The organism is Hymenobacter saemangeumensis, from assembly GCF_039541835.1.
GTDB classification, from domain to species: domain Bacteria; phylum Bacteroidota; class Bacteroidia; order Cytophagales; family Hymenobacteraceae; genus Hymenobacter; species Hymenobacter saemangeumensis.
In genome coordinates this window covers 29,731-42,696 of the sequence record NZ_BAABGZ010000080.1, presented here as the reverse complement: position 1 = coordinate 42,696, position 12,966 = coordinate 29,731, and the positions used below count along the sequence as shown (strand labels likewise).

4 protein-coding genes are annotated in these 12,966 nt (G+C 52.9%); all 4 read left to right on the top strand.

Features of this window, described 5'->3' with window-relative positions:
- Window positions 1–49: 49 nt before the first annotated feature.
- Window positions 50–2,881, top strand: coding sequence for a DUF1156 domain-containing protein (locus ABD919_RS21310; RefSeq protein WP_345238107.1), 2,832 nt, complete (start codon window positions 50–52; stop codon window positions 2,879–2,881).
- 34 nt (window positions 2,882–2,915) lie between these two features.
- A complete protein-coding gene (locus ABD919_RS21305; protein WP_345238106.1) occupies window positions 2,916–4,739 on the top strand; it encodes a DUF262 domain-containing protein in 1,824 nt (607 codons plus the stop codon).
- 33 nt (window positions 4,740–4,772) lie between these two features.
- On the top strand, window positions 4,773–7,625 hold the full coding sequence (locus ABD919_RS21300) for an ATP-binding protein (RefSeq protein ID WP_345238105.1): 2,853 nt from the start codon (window positions 4,773–4,775) through the stop codon (window positions 7,623–7,625).
- A gap of 127 nt (window positions 7,626–7,752) precedes the next feature.
- The gene (locus tag ABD919_RS21295) at window positions 7,753–12,966 is read left to right on the top strand and encodes a sacsin N-terminal ATP-binding-like domain-containing protein (RefSeq protein WP_345238104.1); all 5,214 of its coding nucleotides are present in this window, start codon (window positions 7,753–7,755) and stop codon (window positions 12,964–12,966) included.

Here is a 12,966-nt window from a genome sequence, read left to right as displayed (position 1 = left end):
TCCCTGTTACACCAGCGTGCATGGGCCAATCCACTACTTTTTCCCTTGAATGCTCGTGAATTTTCCAAAAAAACTGATTGAAGTGGCCTTGCCGCTGAATGATATAAATAAGGCCGCTGCGTATGAGAAAGCAATTAGGCAAGCCCACCCCAGCACCTTGCATCTGTGGTGGGCGCGGCGGCCGCTGACGGCCGCGCGGTCAGTGCTTTTCGCGCAACTTGTAAATGACCCTGGAAGCAAAACCAAGCGCGAGAAGCTATTCGATTTAATGCGAGAGCTCGTTGAATGGGAGAACACCAACAATGAAGGTGTGTTAAGGCGGGCGCGTGCCGAAATTCGCAAGTCTTGGGAGGAAACATGCAAACTAACCGGCGAAGACACGAATCGGATGCCACCGATTCATGACTTATTTGCGGGTGGTGGTGCAATTCCACTAGAAGCACAACGCCTTGGATTGGAAGCTCGGGCTTCTGACCTCAACCCCGTAGCGGTGCTTATAAATAAGTCTATGATAGAAATTCCGCCTCGCTTCGCAGGACGGAATCCGGTTGGACCAGTGCCTGTTGGGCAGCGACAGATGAGTACTAGCGCCCGAAGCTGGCCAGGAGCAAGCGGATTGGCGGAAGACATACAGCGTTATGGGTTATGGATGCGCGAGGAAGCACAACGCCGAATAGGCAATTACTATCCAAAAGCAAGGCTGCCAAAGGAATTGGGTGGTACAGAAGCTACTGTCATTGCATGGCTGTGGGCGCGCACTGTAGCATCACCCGACCCCTCGCGGCACGGTGTCCATGTTCCATTAGTTTCTTCTTATTGGCTTTCCTCGGTGCCCGGCAAGCTAAGTTGGGTGGAGCCGGTAATTAATGGACCTACTGCATGGCATTTTGAGGTTCGGTCCGGCACTCCTACACCTGAACAACTGAAATCAATTCAGCAGGGTACCAAGCAAGGGCGAGGTGCTAGCTTTCGCTGCCTGTTAACAGGTACAGCAATCTCGCCTTCGTATATTAAAAGCGAAGGCGAACGCGGCGCTTTGCGCACTCGCCTGATGGCCATTGCGACCAAAGCGCCACGGGGACGGCACTACTTGGCTCCGTCGCCGGAGCAGGAAGAAGCGGCCGCACTAGCCCAACCAGATTGGCGGCCAACCCAGCCAATACCAAAAAATCCGCGATGGTTTTCTCCTCCTGACTATGGGATGCCAACTTATGGCGACATTTTCACCTCCCGTCAATTAGTAGCACTGAATACTTTTTCCAGCCTCATTAGCGAAGTGCGGGCTAGGGTGCAATTCGATGCAGCGGCTTGGGAGGTAGATACACGCCCCTTAGAAGAAGGTGGCAGCGGTGCCGTCGCCTATGGCGACGCGGTGGCTGTATACCTGAGTTTTGTGGTAAGCAAACTGGCTGACCTGGGAAATAATTTATGCCGGTGGACACCTGTTCGACAATGCCCAAGGCAGTTATTCTCTCGGCAAGCCATGCCAATGGTATGGGACTTTGCTGAAGCCAACCCGTTTTCGGCTAGTTCAGGTGCATGGTCGGTCTTAGTAGATGGTGTTTATAAAGCCTTTGATAAGTCGTTTGCCTACTTGGGAGAGGTCTTACCCGGAATTGTGACACAAGCCGATGCAAGCAAGCTGGCTGCTACCCCGGTAATATTTTCCACGGACCCTCCTTATTATGACAACATAGGATACGCTGACTTATCAGACTTCTTTTATATCTGGCTGCGCCGCTCTCTACGTGATGTCGCACCACGCTTATTTGGTGGTACGCTGGTTCCCAAAGAAGAAGAACTGGTGGCAACCCCCTACCGCCACGGGTCAAAAAAGCGGGCAGAAGCATTCTTTTTGACCGGGATGACTGAGGTGATGCACCGCATGGCGGAGGCCAGTCACCCAGCTTACCCCGTCACTATTTATTACGCTTTTAAGCAATCGGACACCACCGTTAAGGGCACCGCTTCTACAGGCTGGGAAACCTTTTTAGAGGCTGTCATACGGGCTGGGTTTCAAATTACTGCTACTTGGCCAATGCGCACTGAAAATGGAAGCCGCATGGTAGGGCAGGGCACTAATGCCTTGGCATCTAGTGTAGTTCTCGTGTGCCGCCCTCGGCCGCAAGATGCTCCAGAAGCCTCGCGGCGCGAGTTCCTGCGAGAGCTACGGTCGGCTCTGCCCCCTGCTTTAGAAGAAATGATAGGCGGTAAGCCCGACCAAAGTCCCATCCCCCCGGCTGACTTGCCGCAGGCTACCATCGGGCCGGGCATGGCTGTATTTTCGCGCTATGCGGCCGTGCTAGAAGCCGATGGGCAGCACATGAGCGTACATACGGCCCTCACCATCATTAATAAGGAAAAAGATGCCTACTTCTTCGATGCAGAAGAAGACCTTGATGCTGATTCCCGATTCTGCCTAACGTGGTTTGAGATGTATGGCTGGCAGGCGGGCCCTTACGGCGAGGCCGAGAACGTGGCCAAAGGTCGGGGCACTAGTGTGAGTGGCGTAGCCAGCGCGGGTGTGCTGGAAGCCCAGCGCGGCAAGGTGCGTCTGCTGCGCCCCGCCGAGTACGCACAACCGTGGGCCCCTGAAACCGACCTGCGCCTGCCAGTGTGGGAAGTGCTGCATTACTTGGTACAGGCCTTTCAAGACGGCGGAAATAACGCCGCTGGCCGCCTATTGGCTCGGTGTCGTTCGTTGGCTGACCCGGTTCGCCACCTAGCCTACCGGCTTTATACCTACTGCGAGCGCAACGGCCGCGCTTCGGATGCGCGCCTCTACAACGAGCTAGCTAGCGCCTGGATAGATGTAGAAACGGCCGCCGATGCGCCCGAACATCAACCAGTGGAGAAGCAGCTCAAGCTATTCGGCAATTAATCAGATATCCTACCCACCTTTTTTCTTTCACAAAATGAGTTATCAAACGCCCATCACCATACGTGAATCCATTCGGCGCATTCAAGCACGTGAATTGGTGCTACCCGCCATTCAGCGCGAATTTGTGTGGCAGCCTTGGCAGATTGAGCAGCTATTTGATTCGCTGTTGCGCGGCTACCCCATCAGCACGTTTTTGTTTTGGCAGGTAAAGCCGGAAATGGTAAGCAAGTTTCAGTGGTACGATTTTTTGACCTTCTACCATGAGCGTGACCACCGGCACAACCACAAAGCCGTGGTGCCGATGGGCCAAGGAGTAACGGCTGTTTTGGACGGGCAACAACGGCTAACGTCGCTTTACTTGGGCCTATGTGGAAGCTACGCTCACAAACTGCCCTACAAGCAGTGGAACAACGATGATGCTTTCCCGAAAAAGAAACTGTATGTAAACCTTTTGGCTACTGCAGATGATTTGGAGCGCACGTATGATTTCCGCTTTTTGACTGCGAATGAAGCAAACGCGACTGTTTTGAAGGGTGGTACCCCCTGCCATTGGTTTGCGGTGAGCGGAATACTGGCGATGGACAACATCATGGGCATTGTGACCTATATGCGCCAGAAAGGGCTGTTGGACACCTCGAAGTACCCGGCCGAACAAGGAGAGAAAGCAGAGCAAATCCTATCTCGGCTGTGGCAGGCCATTCACAGTGATGCGGTGGTTTCATACTATGAGGAGCGCGCCGAGATGCTGGACAAGGTGCTGCAAATATTCATTCGTATCAATAGCGGTGGCACCAAACTAAGCTACTCGGACTTGTTGCTGTCTATTGCCACTGCCGAGTGGAAAGAAGGTAGTGCCCGCGAATTGATACATGGCTTTGTGGACCGGCTTAATCGAATTGGAAATGGCTTCCGTTTCGATAAAGACTTTGTGCTGAAAACGTGCTTGGTGCTTGCCGACCTATCTGATGTGAGGTTCCGAGTAGATAATTTCTCGACGGGCAACATGCAGATAATTCAGGAGCGGTGGACACAGATAGAGACTTCGCTGTTGGCCGCGGTAGAGCTACTGCATGAATTTGGCTATTCAGGCGAGACACTGACTGCTACAAATGCTGTTATTCCCATTGCCTATTATGTGTACTTCAATGGGTATGCCTCGAGCATCGTGACTGCTCCAGCACGGCAAGATGACAGGCTGCGCATCCGGCAGTGGTTAGCCCGGGTATTGGTGAAACGTACATTTGGCGGTCAGCCTGATAGCCTATATGGGCCATTGCGGCGGCTTATTCAAGACTCGCCAGGTAGCTTCCCGCTGGCTGCTATCGTGGAGCACTTCCGCGGCAAGCGCAAATCCATTACGTTCTCGAAGGAAGAGTTGGATTCGCTCCTAAGCATGCACTACGGCCACCCGTTGACTTTGAGCATACTGACGCTGCTGTACCTGAACAGGCTCAACGGCAGCTTCCGTTACCATGTGGACCATATGCATCCGAAATCGAAGTTTCGGAAAAGCGACATTGAAGGCGCAGGTATCATTGATGCTGAGGAAATAGGGAAAGTACAAGCCCGGGTGAATCTGCTGGCTAATCTGCAGTTGCTAGAAGCCGGAGCGAACATTGGCAAAAGTGATGAAACACTGGCCAATTGGCTAGGGGGCAAAGGAGCTCAACGCAGTGCTTATGAGTTGCAGCATTTTGTGCCTGAAACTGCAACTGCTGATTTCAGCCAGTTCCTGCCATTCTATGAAGCTCGACGGGAGATGATGCGGCGAGAGTTGGCGCAGGTATTAGGAGTGGATTTGAGCGCCGAAGCCGTGGAGGAAGAAGAGGGGGCTGAAGTGGAAATGGAAGTAGAATAACTGGATTACCATCCAGTGCTATCAGAATTACATATGTACAATCTTACCCCCTGGCGGCAGCTGGCCAAGCCGCATGCCGACGTATTAAAAGGGACATTTCAACAAGCTGAGTTTGCGGCCGACCTGTGGCAGGTGCATACGGGTCGGGCCAGCCAAGACTATCGTGACCCCAAAGCATTTTTCCAACGCACGTTCCTAACAGAAGGGCTTCGCAATCTGCTGATGGGTACGGCCCGACGGCTTGCCGGACAAAGCGGTGAACCCGTGATACAGCTGCAAACCTCGTTTGGAGGTGGCAAGACACACTCGATGCTTGCCGTGTATCACCTAGTAGGCCGGGACAAAGGCAAAGCAGCAGTGGCCGACCTGCAAGGAGTAGGCGCTTTGCTTGACGAAGCCAACGTAACGGTGCTGCCTCAGGCTCGGGTTGCCGTGCTTGATGGGTCGGCTCTGGCTCCAGCAGGTCCAACCGTGCACCCAGATAGCCCAGCTCGCACTCTATGGGGTGAGCTTGCGTGGCAGCTGGGCGGAAATGAGTTTTATGAGCTAGTAAAGGCTGCCGACGAAGCAGGTACCTCACCCGGAAAAGCCGCACTAATTAAGTTGCTCGAGGCGGCAGCACCTTGCGTCGTGCTGCTGGACGAGTTGGTGCGGTACGTGAGCCAATTTGGGGAACAACGACTAGTGGGCGGCGACTTGAACTCTAACCTATCGTTTGTGCAGGCAGTGACGGAAGCAGTGAAAGCCGTTCCCACAGCGCAGTTGGTGGTTTCGCTACCCGACTCGGATGTAGAAGCAGGAAATGCCCAGGCAGTGGCTTCGCAGCGCGCGCTGGAAAAAGTAGTAGGCCGGGTACGTGCCCTGTGGAAGCCAGCAGCATCGGATGAGACATTTGAGATTGTGCGCCGGCGACTGTTTGCCGAGTTTGGTGCCAGTGAAGAAATTGCCCGCGTGTGTCGGCACTATGCGCGCCATTACGCTGACAATCCAGACTTTTTTCCGGAGGAAGCACGACACAATACATACTACGAGCGGCTGCTAGCTGCCTATCCGCTACATCCGGAAATACTGGACCGATTGTATCAAGATTGGTCGGCGCTGGAAGACTTTCAGCGCACCCGCGGCGTGCTTAAGCTCTTGGCGCAGGTGATATACCAGCTGTGGAAAGACAACGACCAGGATGCGCTGATTCAGCCCGGAAACTTACCCCTGCAGGACCAGCGAGTACGGTCTGAACTGTTGAGCCACCTTCCTCCTGGTTGGGAGCCGGTAGTAGTGCGCGACGTGGATGACCGACTGGCCGAGCCAGTTGGCTTAGATGACAAGGACCAACGCTTTGGAGCGGTACGGGCAGCTACTCGGGTGGCACGCACAGTATTTCTAGGCAGTGCTCCTAACGCTGGGGTGGCTAGAACTGGCCGAGGCCTAGGCCTGAGTCGGGTGCTGCTGGGAGCGGCGCGACCTGGCCATGCCCCGGCCGTTTACGCTGATGCGCTGCAAGCCCTCACTGACCGGCTGCATTATCTGACTCACGAAGGCAGTCGCTATTGGTACGATGTACGGCCTAACATGCGCCGGGAAATGGAAGACCGCCGCAAGCGGCTGGACCCGCATGAGGTAGAGGAAGAAATACAGAAAACGTTAGAAAGCCTGCTCCGGGAGGGCCGGATGTTTCGCTCTCATGTATTCCCCAAACCGGATGGCGCTGAAATACCAGACGACCAAAACCTACGGTTGGTGGTGCTTGACATTAACAATCCCTTTCAGCGTAGCGAACCTGGTCGTGCCCACGAGGCTGCTAGACATTTGTTGGAAAATCGGGGCACCACCCCACGCCAGCGACGCAACCGGCTATTTTTCCTAGCTGCTGATGCTGCCGACGCGGGCCGCTTGCGCGAGCAAGCTGGTACCGTGCTGGCTTGGCGGGGAATTATTTCCGATGTTCAATCGGGACGCTTAAATAGCGATGTGCTGCAAGAAAAGCAATTAGCTGGATTCCGAAAGGATGCCGAACAAAAGCTGCTCAGTGGTGCACGTGATGTTTTTAGATGGCTACTGGTGCCTGAAGCCATTGATACTACCTCACCGGTACAGTGGGTGGGTACGGAAAAGGCTCTTAATCGTAGCACCTTGGGTACGCTTGCTAAGGAAATTGAGCAGCGGCTGTCGGCTGAAGAATGGGCAATTCCGGAGTGGTCAGCCAAATTTCTGCACCAAGAGCTACGCAATGTGTTTTGGAGAGAGGATAAGCCGGCAGTAAGTGTAGATGAGGTGTGGGAAGCTTTTTGCAATTACCTCTACCTCCCTCGCCTTGCCAGCCGGCAAGTGCTGGAGGAAGCAGTACGGCAAGGCTCGGGTACCACCGCGGCATTTGGTATGGCCAAGGCGCAACCAGCTGCGCATGAGTTTACGGAAGCATCTCTTGGCCAACAACGAAGTTTCGGTGGCAGCACTCTGCTAGTGGACCCGCTAGTAATGAAGGCTTATCTTGACAAAGCCCAAGCTAATGCACAAGAGCCTACAAATGCTGGAACTACTGGTACTAGTCAGGCCGCTACAGGCGGGGCCCAGTCAACCAGTTGGGGCACCGGGCACGGCAGCCCTACTTCGGAACCGACATCCGGTGGTGCTGCCAGTAATGGTGGGAAGCAGCTAAATCAGCCGCATACATACTCGGCAAGTGTAATGTTAGACCCAGCGGGTGCCAAGGCCCAATTCAGTGAGATTTTGGAAGAAATAGTGCGTGAGCTAACGGGCCGTGTGGGCGTAAAGGTGCGCTTGAGCTTGGACATTCGAGCTGAGTCAGAAGCTGGTTTTGATAGCAATACTGCACGTGTGCTTAAGGACAACAGCCAACGGCTCAAGCTTGACGCGCACTTGGAATAACCTACTTTCTCGCTTCAGCCCAATTCATATTCGTCCATGCAACTTGAAAGGAGACTACCTGGGCCGTGGTGTGATTACGAAGCAGTGGTGCGAAAATTAAATAATTACCAATTATTCTTAGTCAGCCATGAAACCATCTGATTCTGGTGTTGTCTCTAAACGCCCGCTACTGGCAGAAAATGTATTGCGAGAGCTATTGGCTTTGTCCGACCAAGAGATACAGGCTATGCTAATTGCGCATTGGGGAGTGCCACTAGGTGACGTGTATGCGGAATGGAAAATCACTGAAAAAGGCAGTTTTTTTGGGGATTTTCGCAATGCACACGGACAGCAACTAGATTTGCCGCGAGGAGCAGGATTAGTTTCGGCTAAACTCCAAGGGAATTCTACCGTGCCACTTACACCCGGCCAGTATTACAGGTTGTCGTTACGGTTGGCAGGTCGGCAGCTACGAGAGCGATTAAGTAAACCCTTTGCGTTGGAGGCGGCTACAGTAGTTGAGTTAAATGCGACTTTGCAGCAGGCATTGCAGCAAGCTAAAGCGCTAACTCCTCTCATTAGGCAGCGAGAGCGGCAGTTGGTTTTGCCAAGCGAGCGAGCACAACGCAGACTGGAAGTGCAGGCTGCTTTGGCTGAACGAACGGATATGGGGACTTGGGCAGCAGGAGCAATGACGCGGATGTTAGCCAAAATCACGGCCCGCTTAGCTACCGCTGCTGACCGTATGTTTTGGGAGCTTTTGCAAAATGCTGATGACAAGCCCAATAAGACGGGTCATCAGCCAAGCGTTTCGTTCGAGCTGTTGCCGAACTACTTGCTATTCCTGCATAACGGGCAGCCTTTTTCGCAAGCCGATATGCAGGGCATTTCGGATGCAGCCGATGGAACGAAGGAGGACGAGGAGAATATGACCGGCTACAAGGGCATTGGCTTTAAGTCGGTATTTGCCACCAGCCATGCAGTATACTTGCATTCTGGTGGTTACTCTTTCCGATTTGCGCCCGAACCGGGCGAAAGCCCTACCGGGGTGCCGTGGATGGTATGGCCACGCTGGACAGAGCTGGCGCAATTTCCACCGGAGCTGCTGGCGCACGACCAGTATTTCCAGTCAGTAGCCAGCTCTGTTGCCATTGCATTAGAGGTTGGCCACGAACAAATTCAACGCTACGCGGCCTTGTTGCCCACTACGTTTGCGACGCCGGTTTTTCTCCTTTTCCTGCGGGCCGTGCGTTCGGTACGGCTCAGCGGAACTGGACTGGCTTCCCCTCTGGTACTTCGCCGCCAAGATGCAGCTAGCTGTGTAGTTGAATTGTGGAACAACGAGCGTAAGCTGCTTTACAGGCGTCAAGATTTTTGGGTCAATATAACCGAGGCACAGCGCCAAGCAGCTGAGCAAGACGAATTAATGCCTGACTCGCTGAAGCGGGCAACACGATTGAAACTAACACTGGCAACACCATTAACTGAAGCCGGCCCAGAAATGGTTGCTAGCAGCGAAAGTATTCTGTATTGCTACCTGCCTACTACTGACAATCATTACCAGCTACTAGCGCTTGTAAACGCAGACTTTCTAACTGACCCAAGTCGGGAGAAAGTATTGCCGGAGAAGGAGTGGAACAACCACCTATTTGATGCAATGGGCGCTATTTGGCCGCAATGGTTGGCGAGTATGCTGGCCGACCAGCCGAATTGGGCAGGTGCTGTGTATAAGTTGTTGCCAGTTTATTATCAGGGTAAAATCAACGCAAATCAGACTGCTTTTAACGAAGGTCTTCAGCGGGCAATCACAGATACCAGATTTGTTTTAACAGCGGACAAAGAGTTGGTGCTACCAGCCGAGGCCGTACTTGACGAGGCAGGTCTGGCCGGGGTGTTGCCAGAGCTGTACCAGGCGCATCTGGTCAGAAACCTAAAGCTGGTAGACCCAACAGTGGCGGCTGTGCTTACTGAACCACAGCGCAGGCTGCTGAAGCTGGAAAGTATCAAGCAAGCGGATGTGCTGGCACTGTTAGGCCTGCAATCCACAACTGCGGTTTACTCGCCAGAGCGAGTGGTAGACTTACTGCGCTACATTTATGCGGCGCAACCATCAGACTTAGTGGCGGCCTTGAAAACTAATCCCTGGCTGCTAGACCAATACGGGCATGCGCTGGCCCCCAATACAGACGCTTGCTACGGAGTAGTGGATGAGGAGCCGGACGCCGATTATCCACTCAAGGACCAGTTGCGCTATCTACATCCCGCGCTACAAGCGGCGCTGCGTGCGGATGAGAACTTGCGGGCCTGGTTTGAGCAGGTATTTGCGAAACTAGTGCCATTGACACGGGAATCAGCACTGTCGCGGCTTGGCAACCACCTGGCGAATGGGCGTGTCACCCAAGAAGAAGCGGCGGCCTATACTAACTACCTATTTAGGCTATACGTTGAAAAAGAACTAGATAAGGTGGGTGACCGGAAGGTATTGGGCAAATTGCTGGTACGGAGTAAGAATGGAACTTGGCAGCCAGTGTCACAGCTTTACGTGGCCGACCATTACCAGCCGAGCTACCTATTTGAAACGCTGGCGGCCGAAATAGGCGGGCAATTCTCCTTTATAACCGAGAACTACGGTGAGGTTAGTGAGGCGTCGGAGTGGGGTAAATTTTGGGGGGCGCTGGGAGCCAAACGTCCTCTGAAGACGGAATTATTTCAGCAACATTTGCTTCCGTTATTGGCCGCTGGTAAATTAAGCGAGGGCGGGCACGATGCACTGTTTCGGTTTGCGGCAAGGCTGTTCTCGGAAACGAAGCCCGGCGTGTTGGATGCCGAATGGCCGAAACTAGGGATGCTGCGGCTGCGCACACTGGGTAAGACCCGACTGCCCCTTACTGAATGCGTTGTTTGCGACACATATCCCTCTGGGTCAGAAATAACCGGGCGGCTATTGCCCCAGGGGTTACCGGCCCAGTTGGCAACTGACTACCCTACCACGGCGAAGGTGGAGCCTTCATTAGTGCGCCAATTTTTGGCAATAGCCACTGGCAAGACCGTCGTTTCAGCGGATACTTTAACAGTATTAGCGCTGGCGCATGTAGTGGGTGTTGGGGCAGCTACTAATCAAGCAGAATCTGTTCGAGTAGTACGAGAATTAGCGGCGCTAGTAAGGGCCAACAAACTGGCCGGAGGCCTAAAGTCACTTCTCAGTAGTTTGCCTCTGTATCTAAAAAACGGGCAAACGCAATTAGCAGGACGGTGTTACCTAGGCACCGAATACCTGCCCAAGCTAGATATTGAGCAGCTATCAGAAGGCACGGAAAAGGGAGTCCTAGATGCGGCTTACTTGGTGGGAGCCGCTGATGGTCCTGGTGTGAGGCAACTACTGACCGATTGGCTAGGCGTACGTGAGCAGTTCGAGCCCGTTTGGTACGCACAACTAAGTATTACTAAGCTTAATTTACCACCGGTTATGCAACGGTATTGGGAGTATGTTAACTCGAGTACCCCAGGGGTAGGTAATCAAGCAGTGGAATTTAGTAACTTGCTTGTAATAAACAATCTCGAGCTTGTTAAAACAGATAAAATAGCTGCAAGTCTGGCTACAACTCTGGCTGCAGAATGGCCAAACAAGCCCGATATTTTCCCCAAATGCACATACAAATTGGCAGGTAAATCTATAGCTAATATGACACCATGGGCGGGGCCACCAAGATTTTGTTTATGTCCCCAAACTGATAAGTCGCCTCAAATCGGAGACCGTTACCTGAGCAATAGCTTAAAAGAAGCAGCACCAAAAAGTGCGTGGGTATCGATGCACAAGTGGGGCAGCCCCGAATTGGAGCGCTACCTAGGCTTACAGACAGAACTAAATGTAAACGAGCATCTAGAGGCTTTTGCTGAGAAAAGCGAAAGACTGCATTCAACCAGGCTAATTAAAGGCCCTAACCCGGAATTTGAAAAACTTGCTTCCCCCTTATTAGCTCACTTTAAAGATGAGTACAAAGGCAATGATTTAGCAGCCTGGCGACCCAAGCTGCGCTGGCCGGCAGCCGATGGCAGTTGGCAGCCGCTCAATGACCTACACTGGCTTGCTGCGGACGTAGCAAGGCAATGCTACGCCGAGAATCGGCCTCAATTGATGAGGCGCACCAAGGGGCTGTTTACAGAGTTAAGAAATTTTTGCCTTGCACTAAAGGTCAGCATAATTCAAGCGGCGGACTTCAAGCCCGTTCCACCTCCTGGAGGCGGACGCTCGCACACTGCAATACTGCGTCAGCGAGCAACTGACAACCATCTACTGCGGCTGTTAACGTATCGACAGTACGGCTATGACGAGCCAGAGGCCTTGGCAAAGCTAGAACAGGAATTAATGGGGCTACAATTTATTGAAGTGCCAGCTGTCCAACTGGAATGTTCACGCATTCCAGGGTTTGTTGTACCTGTGGAAGACCGTTGCCAGGTCGACAGTGCACAGGGCATTTTCTACTTTAGCGGGTCTCTGTTTACAGGGTGGCGGCACCTACCAGCATTGGGCAGGTTTTTGGAGCAAAAGCTTACTGCAAACGCACCAGCACAAATAATAGTGGACGTGATGCGTGCCCGTGATATAGCGGAAGTTCGCGAGTGCTTGCTAGATGCAGGATGGGAAATTCCAGATTGGCTGTCTGCACCTCGAGCCAGCAATCAGCCAAAAGCGCCAACGCCTACTGAATCAAAACCAAAGACGCCGGCGGCCAAGCCAGTATCTACATCTAATGAAACCGAGCACGACCATGAAGATGCTCCAGCAAGCGGAAAGGGAGATGGTGGCGCCCACGCGCTTTATAACCCAGGAGTATCGGCAGAGAAGCGTAAGAACTACCAAAAAGAGGCTCGCGAAGCGGCAGTCTTTTGGCTGCGCGACCATGGATATAGTGTCGGCGATGACGACCACGACGGTTACTCCACATTTGAGCCAGTCACCAAAATACAGGAGGGTAACAAGTGGCGGGTAATTGTGAAGAGTTATAGAGGCGGTATTCTCTATTTGAATCCGAATGAGTGGTTGACATTAGCAGGAGAAAACAGCTTTTTATTGCTCTATAAACCTCGACAGGGCCAGTCTGCAGCTGATTCAATGGAAATGATAAGCAGCTTGGATGCCGTGCATCGGCGCAACCCAAACGTGATTGTGCGTCTAGAAAATACTGACCCCAAAGGCTCAGTGGCAAGTTTAACCCAATTAGCCGAAGCGCACCTGTTCTCTGGTTCCTTCAAATTCATTTTTGATTCGCCTAGCAATCTGGATTTTGATTTTGAACTGACGGGAAATCATACGTCAGCTGGCCCTTTGCCCGTGGATGACCAGGACATTGACCTTTCCTAA